The 17,537-nt window shown below is 57.1% G+C and carries 17 protein-coding genes; 6 read left to right on the forward strand and 11 right to left on the reverse strand.

Going from position 1 to position 17,537, the window contains the following annotated elements:
• Window positions 1-85 precede the first annotated feature (85 nt).
• The 3 genes from carB to ACIRQ6_RS03920 all read right to left on the reverse strand — a co-directional run bounded on the left by carB (window position 86) and on the right by ACIRQ6_RS03920 (window position 5,903).
• Window positions 86-3,313 carry a carbamoyl-phosphate synthase large subunit gene (gene carB, locus ACIRQ6_RS03910; protein WP_420862831.1) on the reverse strand — a complete coding sequence of 1,076 codons (3,228 nt, stop codon included), beginning with the start codon at window positions 3,311-3,313 and terminating at the stop codon, window positions 86-88.
• A 110-nt stretch (window positions 3,314-3,423) separates the two neighbouring features.
• The gene (locus ACIRQ6_RS03915) at window positions 3,424-4,665 is read right to left on the reverse strand and encodes a glycosyltransferase family 87 protein (RefSeq protein WP_420862832.1); all 1,242 of its coding nucleotides are present in this window, start codon (window positions 4,663-4,665) and stop codon (window positions 3,424-3,426) included.
• Entirely contained in the window at window positions 4,662-5,903 is a 1,242-nt protein-coding gene (locus tag ACIRQ6_RS03920; RefSeq protein WP_420862833.1) for a glycosyltransferase 87 family protein, read from the reverse strand. Before ACIRQ6_RS03920 ends, ACIRQ6_RS03915 begins: the two co-directional genes overlap by 4 nt.
• Before the next feature lie 138 nt (window positions 5,904-6,041).
• Here ACIRQ6_RS03920 and aspS point away from each other — a divergent pair, with 138 nt between their 5' ends.
• The 3 genes from aspS to ACIRQ6_RS03935 all read left to right on the forward strand — a co-directional run bounded on the left by aspS (window position 6,042) and on the right by ACIRQ6_RS03935 (window position 10,668).
• Window positions 6,042-7,892: an aspartate--tRNA ligase gene (gene aspS / locus ACIRQ6_RS03925; RefSeq protein ID WP_420862834.1), complete on the forward strand. Its 1,851-nt coding sequence runs from the start codon at window positions 6,042-6,044 to the stop codon at window positions 7,890-7,892.
• Between the two features lie 152 nt (window positions 7,893-8,044).
• Window positions 8,045-9,436 carry a DUF1800 domain-containing protein gene (locus tag ACIRQ6_RS03930; protein ID WP_420862835.1) on the forward strand — a complete coding sequence of 464 codons (1,392 nt, stop codon included), beginning with the start codon at window positions 8,045-8,047 and terminating at the stop codon, window positions 9,434-9,436.
• Between the two features lie 11 nt (window positions 9,437-9,447).
• On the forward strand, window positions 9,448-10,668 hold the full coding sequence (locus ACIRQ6_RS03935; RefSeq protein WP_420862836.1) for a DUF1501 domain-containing protein: 1,221 nt from the start codon (window positions 9,448-9,450) through the stop codon (window positions 10,666-10,668).
• 121 nt (window positions 10,669-10,789) lie between these two features.
• On the opposite strand, the gene ACIRQ6_RS03940 is transcribed toward ACIRQ6_RS03935, so the two are convergent.
• Window positions 10,790-10,984, reverse strand: coding sequence for a hypothetical protein (locus tag ACIRQ6_RS03940; protein WP_420862837.1), 195 nt, complete (start codon window positions 10,982-10,984; stop codon window positions 10,790-10,792).
• A 169-nt stretch (window positions 10,985-11,153) separates the two neighbouring features.
• On the reverse strand, window positions 11,154-11,849 hold the full coding sequence (locus ACIRQ6_RS03945; protein WP_420862838.1) for a response regulator: 696 nt from the start codon (window positions 11,847-11,849) through the stop codon (window positions 11,154-11,156).
• Window positions 11,850-12,025: 176 nt separating this feature from the next.
• Here ACIRQ6_RS03945 and mce point away from each other — a divergent pair, with 176 nt between their 5' ends.
• A complete protein-coding gene (gene mce, locus ACIRQ6_RS03950) occupies window positions 12,026-12,430 on the forward strand; it encodes a methylmalonyl-CoA epimerase (protein ID WP_420863848.1) in 405 nt (134 codons plus the stop codon).
• A 44-nt stretch (window positions 12,431-12,474) separates the two neighbouring features.
• A complete protein-coding gene (locus ACIRQ6_RS03955; protein WP_420862839.1) occupies window positions 12,475-12,750 on the forward strand; it encodes a DUF1467 family protein in 276 nt (91 codons plus the stop codon).
• On the opposite strand, the gene ACIRQ6_RS03960 is transcribed toward ACIRQ6_RS03955, so the two are convergent.
• The 6 genes from ACIRQ6_RS03960 to ACIRQ6_RS03985 form a co-directional block, all read right to left on the reverse strand.
• A complete protein-coding gene (locus ACIRQ6_RS03960; RefSeq protein ID WP_420862840.1) occupies window positions 12,747-13,448 on the reverse strand; it encodes an EI24 domain-containing protein in 702 nt (233 codons plus the stop codon). The genes ACIRQ6_RS03955 and ACIRQ6_RS03960 overlap by 4 nt on opposite strands.
• Window positions 13,445-14,023 (reverse strand): nitroreductase family protein, encoded by a 579-nt coding sequence (locus ACIRQ6_RS03965; protein ID WP_420862841.1) that lies wholly within the window; start codon window positions 14,021-14,023, stop codon window positions 13,445-13,447. The genes ACIRQ6_RS03960 and ACIRQ6_RS03965 overlap by 4 nt, the downstream gene beginning before the upstream one ends.
• A 185-nt stretch (window positions 14,024-14,208) precedes the next feature.
• On the reverse strand, window positions 14,209-14,613 hold the full coding sequence (locus ACIRQ6_RS03970; protein WP_420860304.1) for a hypothetical protein: 405 nt from the start codon (window positions 14,611-14,613) through the stop codon (window positions 14,209-14,211).
• 286 nt (window positions 14,614-14,899) lie between these two features.
• Window positions 14,900-16,012 (reverse strand): class II histone deacetylase, encoded by a 1,113-nt coding sequence (locus ACIRQ6_RS03975; protein ID WP_420862842.1) that lies wholly within the window; start codon window positions 16,010-16,012, stop codon window positions 14,900-14,902.
• The gene (locus ACIRQ6_RS03980) at window positions 16,009-16,248 is read right to left on the reverse strand and encodes a hypothetical protein (RefSeq protein ID WP_420862843.1); all 240 of its coding nucleotides are present in this window, start codon (window positions 16,246-16,248) and stop codon (window positions 16,009-16,011) included. The genes ACIRQ6_RS03975 and ACIRQ6_RS03980 overlap by 4 nt, the downstream gene beginning before the upstream one ends.
• A gap of 39 nt (window positions 16,249-16,287) precedes the next feature.
• Window positions 16,288-16,671 (reverse strand): thiol-disulfide oxidoreductase DCC family protein, encoded by a 384-nt coding sequence (locus ACIRQ6_RS03985; protein WP_420862844.1) that lies wholly within the window; start codon window positions 16,669-16,671, stop codon window positions 16,288-16,290.
• A gap of 118 nt (window positions 16,672-16,789) precedes the next feature.
• Here ACIRQ6_RS03985 and ACIRQ6_RS03990 point away from each other — a divergent pair, with 118 nt between their 5' ends.
• The gene (locus ACIRQ6_RS03990; protein WP_420862845.1) at window positions 16,790-17,527 is read left to right on the forward strand and encodes a M48 family metallopeptidase; all 738 of its coding nucleotides are present in this window, start codon (window positions 16,790-16,792) and stop codon (window positions 17,525-17,527) included.
• Window positions 17,528-17,537 lie beyond the last annotated feature (10 nt).

Here is a 17,537-nt window from a genome sequence, read left to right on the forward strand (position 1 = left end):
TAGGTGACCTGTCGAGTGGCAGATTGCACATTTAGATACCCCACAGCCAAACGCCCAGAGCGGCGCTAATTCGGTGCAACAGTGCCTACCCCTGCAACGCCATCACGCCCACGTCGCCCTCTGAACGGGCTTTCATAGCGAAGGCTGCGGCGTGGCTGGCGGCGGCGGTGGTGAAATAGGGGATACGATCGTAGAGGGCCACGGCGCGGATCGAGCGGCTGTCTTCTACGGCGGCGGCCCCTTCGGTTGTGTTGAACACCAGTGCCACGTGTTTGTCTTTCATCCGGTCGACGATTGTCAGGCCACCCTCATAGACTTTGTTCACGGTCTCGGCGGCGATGCCGTTATCAGCCAGCCATTTGGCCGTGCCACGCGTGGCGAGGATGTTGAGGCCAAGACCGGTGAGCGTCGTCATGGCGTCCAGCATGTCTTGGGTTTTGTCGGTATCTTTGATCGAAATGAACACGGTGCCTTCCGTCGGCAATTCGGTACCTGCGCCCATTTGCGCCTTGAGGAAGGCGCGGTGGAAGTCGCTGTCAGAGCCCATGACCTCACCGGTTGAGCGCATTTCTGGACCCAATATTGTGTCGACACCGGGGAAGCGGGCAAAGGGCAGAACGGCCTCTTTGACAGCGTATGTGTCGATCTCGGGATCGACCAGATCGAAGGTCGACAGTGGTTCGCCTGCCATGAGACGGGCAGCGATGCTAGCGATGGGGCTTTTCACGGCTTTGGCCACAAATGGCACGGTGCGGCTGGCGCGTGGGTTCACCTCGATCAGGTAGATCTCGTCGTCTTTGATGGCGAATTGCACGTTCATCAGGCCGACCACGTTCAGGGCCAAGGCGAGTGCTTCGGTCTGGGCGCGCAGGCGGGTGATTTGGTCTTTGGTCAGGGAATAGGGCGGCAAGGAGCAGGCACTGTCGCCCGAATGCACGCCGGCCTCTTCGATGTGCTGCATGATGCCTGCTACATGGACCGCTTTGCCATCGCTGAGGGCGTCCACGTCGATTTCCACAGCACCCGAGAGGTAGCTGTCGAGCAGAACGGGGCTGTCGCCCGAGACCACAACGGCCTCGGAAATGTAGCGTTCCAGTTGCGGCATGTCGCGGACGATTTCCATGGCCCGACCGCCAAGAACATAGGACGGACGAATGACCAGAGGGAAGCCAATCTCGGCCGCAGCGGCAAGTGCTTCGGTGTCGGTGCTGGCAATAGCCCCGCCAGGTTGTTTGAGACCAAGATCTTCCACAAGCTGTTGGAAACGTTCACGATCTTCGGCCAGATCAATGGCGTCCGGTGTGGTGCCAAGGATCGGAATACCTGCGTCTTGCAAGGCATTTGCCAGCTTGAGCGGCGTTTGCCCGCCGAACTGAACGATGACGCCGTGCAGCGTGCCGTTTTCCTGTTCGACCCGCAGGATTTCCATCACATGCTCGAACGTGAGCGGCTCAAAATAGAGCCGGTCTGAGGTGTCATAGTCGGTCGAAACGGTCTCGGGGTTGCAGTTGACCATGATGGTTTCATAGCCCTGATCGGACAGAGCATAACAGGCGTGACAACAGCAATAATCGAACTCGATCCCTTGGCCGATCCGGTTCGGACCACCGCCCAGAACCACGACTTTCTTGCGATCCGAAGGGCGGGCTTCGCATTCCACATCGCCCATTACGGGTGTCTCGTAGGTGGAGTACATATAGGGCGTTTGCGCTTCAAATTCGGCGGCACAGGTGTCGATGCGTTTGAACACGGCTGTCACGCCGAGGTTGATGCGGGCGCGGCGCACGTTGTCCTCGTCGCGACCGGTCAAATGGGCCAGACGGGCATCGGTAAAGCCCATCATTTTGATGTGACGCATGCCGTCCTCGGATGTGGGCAGGCCGTTCTTGCGGATGTCTGCCTCGGTATCGATGATCTCGCGGATCCGGTCGAGAAACCATGGATCGAACATGGTTGTGTTGTGGATCTCATCGTTGGTCAACCCGTGCCGCATGGCCTGCGCGATGGTGCGCATGCGGTCCGGGGTTTGTTGGCTGATCGCCTTGATGCAGGCGGCTTTGTCAGGGGCACCGGGGATGTCGATCTCGTCAAAACCGGTGAGGCCCGATTCCATCGAGGCCAGCGCCTTTTGCATGCTTTCGTGGATGGTGCGGCCGATGGACATGGCCTCGCCCACGGATTTCATCGCAGTGGTGAGGTAAGGTTCCGAGCCCGGGAATTTCTCAAACGCGAATTTTGGGATTTTGGTAACGACGTAGTCGATTGTTGGCTCGAAGGAGGCTGGCGTGACTTTGGTGATATCATTGTCCAACTCGTCCAACGTATAGCCTACGGCCAGTTTTGCGGCGATCTTGGCGATGGGGAAACCTGTGGCCTTGGAGGCCAAAGCGGAGGACCGCGAGACGCGCGGGTTCATTTCGATCACCACCATGCGGCCATCGGCAGGGTTCACCGCCCATTGCACGTTGGAGCCGCCGGTTTCCACGCCGATCTCGCGCAGCACAGCAATCGAATGGTTGCGCATGATCTGGTATTCTTTGTCGGTCAGGGTCAGGGCAGGGGCCACAGTGATACTGTCGCCCGTATGGACGCCCATGGGATCCACATTTTCGATAGAGCAGACGATGATGGCGTTGTCGGCGTGGTCGCGCACGACTTCCATTTCAAACTCTTTCCAGCCAAGCAGCGACTCGTCGATCAAGATTTGATTGACAGGCGAGGCATCGAGGCCGGTTTTGCAGAAATGCTCATATTCCTCGCGGTTATAAGCCACACCGCCTCCGGTGCCGCCCATGGTAAAGGCGGGGCGGATGATGGCGGGCAGACCGATGTCTTCCAAAGCGGCCATGCATTCGTCCATATCCGTAGCAATGGTCGCACGGGGGTTTTCAATGCCCAGACGATCCATGGCTTCGCGGAACAATTTGCGGTCCTCGGCCATCTCAATGGCGGGACGTTTCGCGCCGATCATTTCCACGCCGAATTTGTCCAGCACACCCATTTCTTCTAGCGCAAGGGATGTGTTCAGACCCGTCTGGCCGCCCATGGTGGGCAGCAGCGCGTCGGGGCGTTCTTTTTCGATGATTTTGGCGACCATTTCGGGGGTGATCGGCTCGATATAGGTGGCATCGGCCATGTCCGGATCGGTCATGATCGTGGCGGGGTTCGAGTTCACAAGGATGACGCGGTAGCCTTCTTCCTTGAGCGCCTTACAGGCCTGCGCACCGGAATAGTCGAACTCGCAGGCTTGGCCAATAATAATAGGGCCAGCACCTATGATCATAATCGATTGGATATCGTTACGCTTTGGCATGGCAGCAGCCCCTTTTTTTATGAATCAGGCAGCCCCTGTGCCCAAATTGTCGTGGGTTATACAAGTGCGGTCAGGCGGCGCAAGGGCTGGGCTACTAAAAACCTTTAATCCTAGGTCCGCAATGCCCAGATCGCCAAAGATTTGAGGCAAAACCCAATGCTGATCACGCCAAGGATCAAAGGGGCCCAAACGGTCATTTGAGTCTCGATCAGGATTTGCCACAGCGTGTCCGAGAACAATACAAGGATTAGCACCAGCCATAAGATGGCTTGGCGTTGGGGCAGAATGACGAAAATTCCAGGGATCAGGAACAGCGGTAGCAGCAAGTAATGGGCCCATGCCAGTGGGCTGAGGATCATCAAAATCGGGGCCAGCAGGATCAACTGTAACCATAGCTTGCGTGGGTCGGGATGGCGCCGGGTGATCCACCACACCAATCCAAAACCAATCAGTAGTGCCAGTTTGGTCAATGGCCCCATCCAGACCGGTTGATCAAAGATTGTATAGTTGGTGATAAAGAAATCTGCCCGGCCTTGCACCAGTTCGACCAGTTGGAAAATGAACGGCTCGATCGAGTAGTTGATGCGGCTGACCAGAATTTTTCCGTCCAAAAGGCTGATCCGGTCCAGCAATTGCCAATGCAGATCAAGGTTGGTGCCCAGAATAGAGAGGCTTGCAAAGAGCGCGCCGAACACCGCAAAGCTGGCCAATGCGCGCCAGTCGCGGCGCATCACAAAGAGCAGGATGAGGGCGGCGGGGCTGAGTTTGATTGCAGCGGCGAGGGCTAAAATCGCGCCTGCACTTTTGGAATGGCCTGCGCAGAGGCGGTAGAAGGCCAGCAACACGATACAGGTGACCGCGATTTGCGGTTGGTTCAACTGCAGCGCCAAAACCGCAGGCATAGTGAGCTGTAGCAAGACCACGGAAATACCCGCCCATTGCCAAAACGGGACATGGCCCGCCCCGAAAATCCGCCATGCCAGCCAAACAGACAGGCTGATGCAAGTGACGTTGATGCCTTGGGTAAGGTTAAAAAAGGCATGTGGGTCAAGGGTTTGGGTAATGGGTGCCAGAAGGGCTGCCCAAATTGGTGGATAAATATAGGGTGTGATATCCAAAGGGGATGCGCCGTGGACACGGGTCAGGGCCAACCATTCGTCCGGGGGGATCTCCCAAAAGAAGTCCTGCCCGCCCACATAGATCTGGTCCAAAGCGCCCTGTGCATAAAAATGTCCGGCCCAGTACAGCGCAGACATATCTGTCCCCCACAGGCCCCAGTGGCGGTAAAGGGTGACGATGGCCCAAACAACGAGCAGGGCAACGCCTGCAAAAAGGTCTTGGCGTGCAGTCATGTTGGTGCCTTTCGCGCAGTGATCCAAAACACAAGGCCCAGACCTGCCATTCCAGCTGTGCGTACCATTTGATCAATCAACAGCAGGGGATTATCACGGGGGTAGAAAGCCGTGGTCAAAAAAGTTTGTGCCGCAAAGAACGCAAGGATGATCAGCGCGCCGCGTGGCACGCCCAAACGGTGCATCAAAAGCGGCGCAAAGGCGGCGGTGGGGATAAAGTAATAGACCCAGGCCACAGGGGTCATCATTGATAAAAGCGTGACGGCTGCAGGCCACATCGCAGCGCCTTTGCTGCGAAACTGTAACCACAGGCCTGCCAACAGGGCAACAAGGGCCAATTTGCTGGTGAGTGACCAAAGGGTGGTTTTTGTCAGGATGCTCCAGTTTGCACCTCCGCCGGAGGTCTCGGTGGCAAAGACCTGACGCAAATGATCGCCAAAGAACAGTTGGGCCAGCGTTGCCTCGGGATTGAGGGTGCCCCGCGTGATCAATACCGTGTCCGAGATTTGTCCAATGTTTTTCAAAAAGATCACATGAAGGGGCCAGCCAGCGGTCGCTATGGATAGGGCGGCCAGACTTGCGCCTGCAACAGCAAAGCTGACAAAAGCGCGCCGTTGGCCCATGGCCAAAAAGAACAGCGCAAAAAGAGCGGGGTAAAGTTTGAGAGCCGCCGCAAGGGCCATGGCGATGCCTGCGGCGATCAAAGCGCCACGCTGTGCGCGCTCTATGCTGAGCATGATCAAAAAGCCCACTAGAATTTGCGGCTGCCCGCCCCAAAGAGCCGTCAAGCCAATCAAAGTGACCAGCACCAGCGGCAGAGCAGTGGCAACAAACACTGGCAATGACAGGGTATGGTGCGCGCTGCGATAGGCCAGTGCGATGGTGCCCATAATAAGCGTAATGTTCAGGTACAGTGTGGTTTTGGCGATGGTCTCGAAATCCCAACTGGCGGTGAGGCTGGCCAAAGCGGCCCAAAGCGGCGGGTAGAGGTAGGGGTAAAGTTCGGTCATGCGCGGCACATGTTCGGCGGCAATGGCGGCCCAACTTGGCGGGGCGAGCATGGCGAAACTGCCCTCGGAGGTGTTGTAAATCTGGTCAAACTGGCCTGCGTCAAACATAACGCCCGCCATCCAAGTTGCAAAAAGATCGTTAGACGAGGCAAAAGGGATATAGAGGCTGACCGCTATGATCGGCACAACCAACAGGGCAAACCCTGCGATATCTGATCTTTTGAACATGCTCGTTACTTTGTTGGTTTTGTTTTTGGCACGCTAGCATAGGTGACGGTGCATCAGAAGTGGGCAATTCGCTTGACTTTGCAGGTGATCTTGGGTGTACCGCATGGGACTTAATTTGCCCGTTTGAAGGATGATCCGATGCACGCCTACCGCAGCCACACTTGCGCCGACCTGACCAAAGCCAATGTGGGCGAAACGGTCCGTTTGTCAGGATGGGTTCACCGAGTGCGCGATCACGGCGGATTGTTGTTTATCGACCTGCGCGATCACTACGGGATCACCCAAGTTATGGCAGATCCTGACAGCCCGGTTTTTGCCGAAATCGAAAAAGTGCGCTCTGAATGGTGTATCCGTATTGATGGCAATGTGATGGCCCGCGATGAAAGCCTTGTGAACCCCAAGATCCCTACAGGCGAGATTGAGGTTTTCATTCGTGATATCGAAGTGTTGGGGGCCGCTGAGGAACTGCCGTTGATGGTGTTTGGCGATCAGGAATACCCCGAAGAGACCCGTCTGAAATACCGCTATCTGGACCTGCGCCGCGAGAAATTGCAGCGCAATATGAAACTGCGCTCGGACGTGGTGGCCAGCATGCGCAAGCGGATGTGGGACACAGGGTTCCGCGAGTTTCAGACGCCGATCATCACATCCTCCAGCCCTGAGGGCGCGCGTGATTTCTTGATCCCGTCGCGTCTCCATCCGGGCAAGTTCTATGCGTTGCCGCAGGCGCCGCAGCAGTTCAAACAGCTGATTATGGTGTCGGGCTACGACAAATATTTCCAGATTGCCCCGTGTTTCCGCGACGAAGATCCGCGCGCCGACCGTTCGCCCACTGATTTCTATCAGTTGGATCTGGAGATGTCGTTTGTGGAACAACAAGATGTGTTCGATACGATCCAGCCGGTTCTGACCGGTGTGTTCGAGGAGTTCGGCGGCGGTCGCAAAGTGGACCAGACGTGGGAACAGATTTCTTATCGAGACGCGGCTTTGTGGTATGGCACCGACAAGCCTGACCTGCGAAACCCAATTAAAATGCAAGTGGTCTCGGACCACTTCCGCGATTCTGGTTTTGCGATTTTCGCAAAACTGCTGGAGACAGAGGGCACCGAAATTCGCGCCATTCCAGCGCCGAGTGGGGGATCACGCAAGTTCTGTGACCGGATGAATGCCTTTGCCCAAAAAGAGGGCCTGCCGGGGATGGGTTATATTTTCTGGCGCAAGCAGTCCGCCGACAGCATCGCCCAAGAGCGCGGCATCACTGTCAAAGAGGTCAACGCGCTGATCAAATCCGGCGAGATCACGTTGGGCGAAGAGGCCGCTGGGCCTTTGGCCAAGAACATCGGCCCTGAACGTACCGAAGCGATCCGCCAGCAATTGGGTCTGCAAGTGGGGGATGCGGCGTTCTTCCTTGGAGGTAAGCCCAAAGCGTTTGAAGGGGTGGCCGGTAAGGCCCGCACTGTGATTGGCGATGAATTGGGTCTGACGGATCAGGATCGGTTTGCCTTTGCATGGATTGTGGATTTCCCGATTTATGAGCGTGATGAAGACAGCGGCAAGATCGACTTTGAACACAACCCGTTTTCGATGCCTCAAGGCGGGATGGCGGCACTGGAAGGCAATCCAGAAGAGATCTTGGGCTATCAGTATGATTTGGCCTGTAATGGGTATGAACTGGTGTCTGGTGCCATTCGAAACCACCGCCCCGAGATCATGTTCAAGGCCTTTGAGATTGCGGGCTACGGCAAGGAAGAAGTCGAAAAGCGCTTTGGCGGCATGGTCAACGCGTTCCAATACGGGGCCCCGCCTCACGGCGGTTGTGCCGCTGGGATCGACCGGATTGTGATGTTGCTGGCGGATGAGGCCAACATTCGTGAGGTTATCATGTTCCCGATGAACCAACGGGCCGAAGACCTGATGATGGGTGCGCCGAACGATCCAATGAACGAGCAGTTGCGCGAATTGTCCCTACGCGTTGTGCTGCCGGACTGATCGAATTTGGCAATCGGCGGATTTTAGACAGTTGGGCCGGGTCACGAGGGTGACGCCGGCCCTTTTCGTGCCTATATTTATGGGGGTCGGGCACCTGTTGCGATGGGACGCCTGCCCTGTGGCGCTGAGGCGCGTTTGAAGGATGAGCAAACTTGGCATTTGATCCGACCATTGCAGCCATACGATTTGGCACTGGCCTGTCACCTGATCTGCCACCGCCCGCTAGCGTGGATGGGATGATGCAAGCGCTTGCTGGGCCGGATGTGATGGCGGAGCGGTATCCGATCCGCTCTTTTGAGGACGTGCGCGTTGACCTGAATGCCGTGCGTGATTTGGTGCGCGAGCGGCGTGTGGCGCGCGAGGCAAATGATGCAGATGCCGTTGCAGTTTTGGCGAAACAAGTGCGTCAATTGCGTGGTAAAGCACGCATGGCGCAAATGCTGAACCTGCGGCAGGCCGTGCTGCGCGGCGCTATGACCGAGGATGGTTTGCGCGAGCGATTGACCTATTTTTGGGCCGATCATTTTACCGCTAAGGGCAAGCAAGGGATCATGAAATTCTCAACCTCGGCCTATGTCACAGAAAGTATCCGACCCCATGTCGCGGGGCGGTTTGCGGATATGTTGCGGGCGGTGGTCGTCTCGCCCTTGATGCTGACTTATCTTGATCAAAACGTCTCGCTTGGGCCAAATTCCGAGACCGGTCAACGCCGAAAAAAACGCGGATTGAACGAAAATTTGGCCCGTGAAATTCTTGAACTGCATACGTTGGGCGTGGGCGGTCCCTATAGTCAGACTGATGTGCGCGAGCTGGCCGAACTGCTGACGGGGCTGACCTACCGGCATGATCGTGGCTTTACCTTTGATCCCAAAATGGCGGAACCGGGGGCCGAAACTGTGTTGGGGGTGTCTTATGGGGGTGGCGCGCCGCGGTTGCGTGACGTTTTGGCGGCTATGGACGATTTGGCGCGACACCCGGAAACAGCGCGGCATCTGAGCCATAAATTGGCGGTGCATTTTGTCTCGGACACGCCAGATGCAGATTTGGTGGCGCATATGACCGACGTCTATTTGGCGTCCGATGGGGATTTGTTACAGGTGACGCGCGCGATGTTGGATCATCCCGCCAGCTGGTCGCTGCAAGCGGCAAACGTAAAACTGCCGTTTGATTTTGTGACCTCCAGCCTGCGCGCGCTGGCTGTGCCAGAGCGGCGCTATCAAGGGTGGAAATGGAAAGATGCGCTGCGCATCATCGGCACGCCGATGCGGGTGATGGGACAGGAATGGGAAGTGCCGCTGGGCCCTGATGGGTGGCCCGAAGAGGACGCGGAGTGGATCACACCAGTGGGCATCGCGGGGCGGATCCAATGGGCGATGACCATCCCTGACAAGATTTTACAAGAGCTGCCGGATCCTCGTGATTTTGTTGAAACGGCCCTTGGACCGCGCGCGCCGCAAGCCGTGCATTTTGCTGCGCAATCTGCAGAAACCCAGGCAGAAGGCATTGGATTGGTTTTGGCCAGTCCCGCCTTTCAACGTCGCTAAGGAGAATATGCATGGATCGACGTCAGTTTTTGGTCAGTGGGTTTGCAGGCTGTTCCTTGGCCGCCAGCCCATTGGTCACCCCTGTGACATTTGCGAGTGCGCCATGGGATGCCCGATTGGTGGTGATCATTTTGCGCGGTGGTATGGACGGGTTGGATGTGGTCCAGCCCTACGGTGATCCGGCCTTGGCGGGTTTGCGCAAACGGCTGGCCTTTGGCGAGGCGGCGGGCGCGTCTGATCTAGATGGGTTTTTTGCCCTGCATCCGGGCCTCTCGCAGTTGATGCCGCTTTGGCAGGCGGGTGAATTGGGGTTTGCCCATGCGGTGTCGACGCCCTATCGCGACAAACGCAGCCATTTTGATGGGCAAGATTTACTGGAAGCGGGGACCTCTGCGTTGAGTTCCGATACCACGGACAGTGGGTGGTTGAACCGGATGCTGGCCTCGGTGCCGGGGGTTTCTGCAGAAACAGGCTACGCGATTGGCCGCGACGAAATGCTGTTGATGTCGGGCCGCGCGCCAGTGGCCGAATGGTCGCCTGATGCGAGCCTGAGCCTCAGTCCTCAGGCCAAACGCCTGCTGGAATTGACCTATCATGATGACCCTTTGTTTCGTGAGGCCGTGGCCGAGGCCATTGGCATTGCCGAAAGCCTCGAGATAGAGGCGCTGGCGGCCCAAGATGCGGCATCGCCGGATCCCAATCCTATGCAACAAATGGCCATGGCGGCCAATTCTGGCGATAACCACGTCAAAATAGCCGAATTCGCGGCCAATAGATTGCGGCAAGAGACGCGGGTTGCCGCGTTTTCCATTGGTGGCTGGGACAGTCATTCTAACCAAGAGCGCAGCTTGCGACGCCCTTTGACCCAATTGCAGGACACGATTTTGACGCTGAAATCAGGGCTAGGGTCCGATTGGGGCAAAACAGTTGTCATGGCGATGACTGAATTTGGCCGGACGGTTCGCGAGAACGGGACGGCTGGCACAGATCATGGAACGGGTGGGGCCGTGGTCATGGCTGGTGGGGCCTTGCGCGGCGGACGTGTTTATGGCGATTGGCCGGGATTGCGGTCGCGCGATTTGCTGGACGGGCGTGATTTGATGCCCACTGCGGACGTGCGCGCCTATGCGGCCCATGCGATGCGCGGATTGTTTGGGTTGGACCAAGCAACCCTAGAAGGGGCTGTGTTCCCGGGATTGGATATGGGGCGTGATATGGGGATTTTGGCCTAGACACCGCATGCTGGTCTAAACGCCGGTTTAGAAACGGAACCGGGATCGTGCCGTCGCAAAGGGGCCGGATCGTTCCCCCAACCCCGCATCCGAGCAGACAGATGCAGGGTGGGGTGTAAGCTTAACCGATGGTTTCGCTTACTTGAACTTTGTCAATGTCGTCACCTGTACGTTCAGCGACTGAGTCCGCGCCGTTGGCGATGGTCGCCAGAACGGCCACACTCAAAAACACAATACCAGAGAGCAAAACAATCCAGTCGACAGTCACGTTACCTTCTTCGGCTGCGGCGAAACTCTTGAAATAACGGTTCATCATTAAAATCCTCATCAGGTGGCAGACATTACAAGGATTAAACTGGATCCCAATTGCGGCGAATTTGGGCAGCAATCGGGCCTAATCTAAGGTCTTTGTCAGGATCAATTGCGGCGCATTGGGGCAATTTGAGGCAATCCCGAACAGGTTCGCTGTGCAGCCAGAGGGCAGTTTAGATCGCAATTTTGCTGTTGAGCCGCTTTTGAACAACGGCAGAAAGATCGGCCACAACGGATCGCAAGGGCGCGCCTTCTGCCCGGACTGCGGCCAAACGGGCGGCAGCTTGTTTAAGTTCATCGTCTTGGGCGCTGGAGGCCACGCCATCGATAAACTGCGTCACGTAATCCAAGACGCGCGGTGCATGTTCTTCGGACAGAACATCGGAAATATGCGCCATATCATCCTGAAAGGCGATTGGATCGGGGACCACATCCTCGTCCATAATGGTGCGCGGACCACGGGGACGTTGTTCAGCGGGAAGATGCTTGAGCACCAAATTTTGGAAGGCGGCCAAGCTGGTCAGTGGTTTCTCAAAAAAGCCATCTGCGCCTGCGACGGTCGCCTCATCGGCCAGTTCACTGTTGCCGCTTGTGGCCAGCAGGACCTCGACACGGGGCACGGCCTGAGCGATATCCTGCACAAGGTCTAGCCCGTTGCCGTCAGGCAGGCCGATATCAACAATCACCACTGTGGGCCGGTAAACGGTCAGGTGTTTGCGCGCCGAGCGCAGGCTGTCAGCACGCCTGATCCGAGCGCCGGAGCGTAGACACAAAAGGCGCATGGCCTCACAGGCAAATCGGCTGTCTTCCACCACAAGGACGGTCTGTCCCAGCAAGGGCCGCGTGGCCGTAGGCGGGCGAGTTGTCATAAAGCTGTCAAAGTCATCCATATTTTCAAGACCTGCTGTTTCTGGCTGAGAATCTAGTCCGCCCAATAAACTGAAGCTTCGCTAACTTAAGGTTAATTGCCGCAGTCCGTAGCTCTTGTCGCCCCAAGTTGGCTAGGTCATAAGCAGCAAAACCTTTGATGAATGGAGATGTGGCAGTGATCGGACGATTGAACCATGTAGCGATTGCCGTGCCGGACCTAGACGCGGCGGCGGCACAATACGAAAACACCCTTGGCGCAGATGTAGGCCCTGCCCAAGACGAGCCTGACCACGGTGTCACGGTTGTGTTTATCACCTTGCCCAACACCAAAATCGAATTGCTGTATCCCTTGGGGGAAGACAGCCCGATCAACGGATTTCTGGCCAAAAACCCTGCAGGCGGCATCCACCATATGTGTTATGAAGTCGACGATATCATCGCAGCGCGCGACACCCTCAGGGCCGAGGGTGCACGGGTTTTGGGGACGGGCGAGCCCAAGATCGGCGCCCACGGCAAACCGGTTTTGTTTCTGCATCCCAAAGATTTCAATGGCTGCTTGATCGAGTTGGAAGAAGTCTGAGACCGCTCTAGTTAACGCGTAAGCAACAATCGAAAGGCTGACTTATGGGGATCACATCTGGCATCGTTTTATTCGCGGTGATCTGGTTTATGACGTTTTTGGTGGTCTTACCCTTGCGCCTCAAGACCCAAGGCGAAGAGGGTGATGTCGTCCCGGGCACACACGTGTCAGCCCCCTCGGATCCGCAATTGCGCCGCAAAGTGCGTACGACGACGCTGTGGTCTATTGGTCTGTGGATCGTCATCGCAGGTGTGATCTTTTCCGGGGCCATCACCGTGCGCGACATGGACTGGTTTGATCAGTTGCCGCCGGCGCGCTAGGCGGGATCTTCCGGTATGCCAAGGCTGTGGTAGATATGGGTGAACGTGGCGGCACCAAGCACCGGGATCAGCAAATTTACCAGCGGGATCGATAGGGGCACGGCCATCAATGCACCGGCAATCCAGATCTTACCGGCATACTTTTTGCGCATTTGTTTTGCCTTAACTGGGCCAAGCCTGCGCAATGCCGTGAGTTGAAAGTACTCTCGGCCCAATAAAAGCCCATTCATCGCCCAGAAAATGAGTGGCGCGAAGGGGGCGAAAAAGAAATACAGGACCAAAGCCGCAAGGTTCGCTGCCACCAAGATACCCAGGAAATTGATCCCGTCTTTGAGGCCTGTCAGGAACGGGGTGCGCGGCACGCGGGGCAAATGGGCATAGTGTTTAGCCTCAACTGCTTCGGCCACATCATCCAAAAACAACCCTGTGATGGCGGAGGCCACAGGCACCATCAAAAACGTCGACAGGATTAACATCAGCAGGATAGACCCCCAGCTTAACAGATCGTCGACCCAAGTGACCTCGCCCAACAATGGCAGGGTCAGCGTGTCGGGAAAGAGCGCTTGCAAGGCCAGCAAAAAGATCGCGTAGATCCCGAACAACAAGGCGACCGTCAGGCCAACGCCCATAAGCAGGACTTTGCGAAATCGGGGGTCAGGTAGTTGCCCCAATGCTTTGAAAAAACTGTCCAAAATCATGTGCTGACCCAGCTTGTGATGTGGTCAAGGTTGGGGCGGGGGCGTTCGGGCGGCACGTTTTGTGCAGTGCCCAAATGGATGAAGCCTGCGATGGATTCCTGCGCTGTCAGTCCCAGATGGGTTTGACAAAAGGCGGCGTCATGGGAGGCCCAGCCCGACAGCCAATTGGCCCCCCATCCGCTAGCAAGGGCCGCATTCAGCAGCGCCAGACAGACGGCACCGGCGGAATAGGTTTGCTCAATCGGTGGGATTTTTTCGCTGGCTTTTGGGCTGGCCACAACAGCTATGGCCAAATGTGCGTTGCCGAACTGATTTTGCATCTTTTCGATCTTGTCTTGGGGTTGGCCCAAGGCCGCACCCCGATCCGGGACAGCCTGCGCAAGACGGTGTAAGGCGGCCTGTTCCAACACGATAAACCGCCACGGTTCCAGCTTGCCATGATCTGGGGTGCGGGCTGCGGCTTCAAGCAGTGTTTGTACTGTGGCGCGATCAGGAATGGGCAGGCCTAGGGTTTTGGCGGGCCGCGAGCGGCGCGTCAGCAGAAAATCCAAAGCATCGGGGTTTGGTGTGCGCATGTGGCGTCCTCTTTTAGCTGTCCTCTATGTCGGAGGCTTGCGAGGGCACGTCAAGGCGCTGATGAAAAATAAGCCGCTGGCCCTAAGGCTGCCGCAGTACCCGTCGGGCGGTGCAACAGCGAGGAGGTAATGAAAAGGCCCCGCAGTCTTGCAGGGGCCTTTTTTTCATTCAGGTTACGGATCGCTTATGAACCGCGGTTTTCTTCGTTGGCCATCTGGTAGGCTTGGATCGCCGCTTGGCGCTCGGCGGCGACTGCGGATGGGCCGTCGATTTCACCGGCGTTCAGCGCTTTGTAGAAGCTTACCAACACACGGTCATCGTCGTCAGCGGCTGTCTCAATGGCGAAGTCGGACACACCGACGGTGCCGGATGTAGAGAAGCTCACGTCTTGGCCAGCTTGGCTTTTGATAAAGTCAGCGCGGATGTGGTCGTCGCCTTCGATCGCATTTTTCAACTCGACCAGTTGGGTCGATGTAAAGGCGCCAGCCTCGACACCCAGCGAGCGTGCCAGAGCGTCATTTGCGAATGCAGGGGCGGCCATTGCAGTTGTTGCAGCGATGACGAGAGCGGAAATTGTTACGTTTTTCATAGGTCTAGGTCCTTATAGCGTGGTCGTGTTGAGGGAGGGTTAACGACCGGGTTTATGTTTGGCGCTGGGAGGGTGCGCCGTTCGATGAGCTAGATTTAGGGGCTGCAGTGGTGCCAGTACACAGGCAGAAATATCCGCGTACTGTGCGCATATGCACATCACCGTGACGTGAGACGCGAAACCATTTGCGCCCCTATAAACAAGGCCCGCCGGGTGAAATGTTACAAAATCGCCCGCAAAATGCGTCAAGATCCCACGCGGATCACATGTTTTGTGAGGGTGTTTTTTACAGCGCCGCTGCCATTTGGCTGATCAAATCCGCCACAAAGCGGTCGAATTCGGGGCTGGGCTGGCGCGACTCAAGGGTTTGGGCCAGCGGATCAGGGGCATTTATCGTGCTGCCGGACATTTGTTGCAGCACTGCATGGCCACAAAAGGGTACATAGACCTCGGAATAGCCGCCTTCATGTACTGCAATCCATTTGCCAGCGCATAAATCATCGGCCAAGGCCTGAGTTTCTTCGGTTAGGGCGCGAAAAGTTTCTGCCGAGGCCAGCATGCGCCCCAAAGGATCGACAGCGGCTGCATCAAATCCGCAGGCCACTATTATGACGTCCGGTTTGAACGCACGAATGGCGGGGCTGACCAAACGTTGCATGGCATCCATATAGGCCACGTGACCACATCCGGGGGGCAAAGGGATATTCAGGTTCGTGCCGAGGCCAGCGCCCGCCCCTTGATCGGCAAAATCGCCCGTATCGACCGGGTAGTTGCGATCTTGGTGCATGGAAATGGTCAGAACGTCAGGATCTTCGTAGAACACGGCCTCGGTGCCATTGCCGTGGTGCACGTCCCAATCCAGAACGGCAACGCGTTGGGTCAGACCGTCAGCTTGTGCGGCACGAATGGCGATAGCGATATTGGCCAAAAGGCAAAAGCCGTTGGGAAAATCCGGCAGGCAATGATGGCCGGGGGGCCGTGATAGTGCATAGGCGTTGTCCATCCCGCCGCGCAACACTGCGCGCAGGGCACCAGTGGCCAGGCCAGCCGAGAGGGCCGCATGATCAAACCCGTCTTGGGTAAAGGGGGTCCGCATGCCCAATTCCCCACCGCCATTGGCCGACAGTTCACGGAACTTGGCGACAAAATCTGCGGGATGGACGCGGCAGATGTCCTGCACTGTGGCGGCCGGGGCTGTTTGCATCGCTAGCTCATTTGACAGGCCCGTTACATCGATGAGGTTCTTGAGGCGGCGCTTGGTCTCGGGACTTTCGGGAAGGCCTCCGGCGGCCAAGGGCTGAACCAAACCGCCCAAGGGCAGGGTGAAGGCATAGTTGCCGCCTGCATGCCAAAAGCAGCGTTCGTCCCAGAAAAAGCCCGTTTTTCGCGGCACACTCATTTCGGTTTGCCCGAGAGGGCATAAACGCCTTCTGGCAGGTCCATAGCTGCCCCCAGTTCATAAAGCTGTGCCAGAGATAGCGTGATCTTTTGCACGCGATCCGTGCGCGGGTCCAGTTGTTCGACAGTGACGCAGTCCTCAAACGCAGTGACGATGACGTCCTCGCGCAAAGGGGCGCCGCCGTCGTCCACAAGGGTCACTACGGTGGCGTCAAATTCGTGTTCGATGGTAAACATGCGACCAGCCTAGCAGGCGCGCCGAAGCTGTCCAGATGCTTAGGCCTGTGCGGCGCGTCTTTGTCTGCGTTTGTGCATGGCATAAAGGGCAGGGGCTGCAATAAACCGGTAGGCCAGATTGGCCAGTTGCCAGATCACAGGGATCTGGACGGCGCGGGCCAGCCAGCGCCAGCGGGGCAAATCAGACCAAAGCTGCACGAAGGCTGGCAGACCTTTATAAAGTGTCCCGGCTTTGAGCACATGAAATTCGCGCGCAGCGGCATCTGGGGTCAGGCCAAAGCGATCCAGATCCGTTTCGCCCAAGTCGTGATAGGCGATGTCCAAACCAGCGCGTGTGCTGACGTCTTTGTAGACATCCACTTCGCGTGAACAAATCGGGCAAGAGCCATTATAGATGACGCAGGTTTGATCAGTGTTTTCCATGGACATGAAGTAAGTGCGTTGCGGGTTTTGCCAAGGCTAATAGTGTCGCAGGGGAAACGGACTAGTGGTTTTGGCGTGACGTGCTAGGTTTATATCAGATCCGCAGAGTGAGGATGCTATGACGGCAAAGTTTATTATAGTCCTTGGGGCGCTTGCCCTGAGTGCGTGTACGATCAGCCCGCAAAGTGGCTCGGGCCCGACGAGCCCGACGGCGACCTCTGCGCCGTCGCCCAAACAAACCGCCCCCACCAGCAAGCGTAGCGAAAGCCAGATGGCGCGGGATTTTGTGGCTGTGGTCAACCGGACCGAACCTGTGGCCGAGGCAGAATGCCGCGCGCGCACAAAGGGCCGCAATTGTGATTTTAAGATCGTGGTGGACGACCGGCCCAATCAACCGCCCAACGCCTTTCAGACGGTCGACAAATCGGGCCGACCAATCATTGCGTTTACCTTAGGCCTGATCGCGCGGGCGCAAAACCAAGACGAGCTGGCTTTTGTGATGGGGCATGAGGCAGCGCACCACATCGAATTGCATCTTGAACGGCAGCGCCAAGCGGCTGTGACGGGGGCAGTGGTGTTTGGCGGATTGGCCGCGATCACGGGCGTTGATCCCAGTTCTGTCGAATCCGCGCAAAAACTGGGGGCTGCTGTGGGTGCGCGCAGTTTCTCCAAAGATTTTGAATTGGAAGCCGACAGCCTTGGGACCATTATCGCCCACAAGGCCGGCTTTGATCCCGTGCGTGGCAGTGCGTTTTTTGGCCGGATCCCGGATCCTGGGGACAAGTTTTTGGGCACCCACCCGCCGAACGCCGCACGATTGGAAACCGTGCGACGCGTGGCCGCTGGCCTGAAATAACAGGGAGAAC

Origin of the sequence: Algirhabdus cladophorae, assembly GCF_044772865.1 — a bacterium.
GTDB classification, from domain to species: domain Bacteria; phylum Pseudomonadota; class Alphaproteobacteria; order Rhodobacterales; family Rhodobacteraceae; genus Algirhabdus; species Algirhabdus cladophorae.

Excerpts from the sequence above, each read along its gene's own strand:
- ACIRQ6_RS03955 (WP_420862839.1), top strand. The coding sequence starts at position 12,475 with ATGGGGATCACATCTGGCATCGTTTTATTCGCGGTGATCTGGTTTATG.
- ACIRQ6_RS03940 (WP_420862837.1), bottom strand. The coding sequence starts at position 10,984 with ATGATGAACCGTTATTTCAAGAGTTTCGCCGCAGCCGAAGAAGGTAAC.
- carB (WP_420862831.1), bottom strand. The coding sequence starts at position 3,313 with ATGCCAAAGCGTAACGATATCCAATCGATTATGATCATAGGTGCTGGC.
- ACIRQ6_RS03985 (WP_420862844.1), bottom strand. The coding sequence starts at position 16,671 with ATGGAAAACACTGATCAAACCTGCGTCATCTATAATGGCTCTTGCCCG.
- ACIRQ6_RS03980 (WP_420862843.1), bottom strand. The coding sequence starts at position 16,248 with ATGTTTACCATCGAACACGAATTTGACGCCACCGTAGTGACCCTTGTG.
- ACIRQ6_RS03920 (WP_420862833.1), bottom strand. The coding sequence starts at position 5,903 with ATGTTCAAAAGATCAGATATCGCAGGGTTTGCCCTGTTGGTTGTGCCG.
- ACIRQ6_RS03970 (WP_420860304.1), bottom strand. The coding sequence starts at position 14,613 with ATGAAAAACGTAACAATTTCCGCTCTCGTCATCGCTGCAACAACTGCA.
- ACIRQ6_RS03975 (WP_420862842.1), bottom strand. The coding sequence starts at position 16,012 with ATGAGTGTGCCGCGAAAAACGGGCTTTTTCTGGGACGAACGCTGCTTT.
- ACIRQ6_RS03990 (WP_420862845.1), top strand. The coding sequence starts at position 16,790 with ATGACGGCAAAGTTTATTATAGTCCTTGGGGCGCTTGCCCTGAGTGCG.
- ACIRQ6_RS03915 (WP_420862832.1), bottom strand. The coding sequence starts at position 4,665 with ATGACTGCACGCCAAGACCTTTTTGCAGGCGTTGCCCTGCTCGTTGTT.
- ACIRQ6_RS03945 (WP_420862838.1), bottom strand. The coding sequence starts at position 11,849 with ATGACAACTCGCCCGCCTACGGCCACGCGGCCCTTGCTGGGACAGACC.
- ACIRQ6_RS03935 (WP_420862836.1), top strand. The coding sequence starts at position 9,448 with ATGGATCGACGTCAGTTTTTGGTCAGTGGGTTTGCAGGCTGTTCCTTG.
- ACIRQ6_RS03960 (WP_420862840.1), bottom strand. The coding sequence starts at position 13,448 with ATGATTTTGGACAGTTTTTTCAAAGCATTGGGGCAACTACCTGACCCC.
- ACIRQ6_RS03965 (WP_420862841.1), bottom strand. The coding sequence starts at position 14,023 with ATGCGCACACCAAACCCCGATGCTTTGGATTTTCTGCTGACGCGCCGC.
- aspS (WP_420862834.1), top strand. The coding sequence starts at position 6,042 with ATGCACGCCTACCGCAGCCACACTTGCGCCGACCTGACCAAAGCCAAT.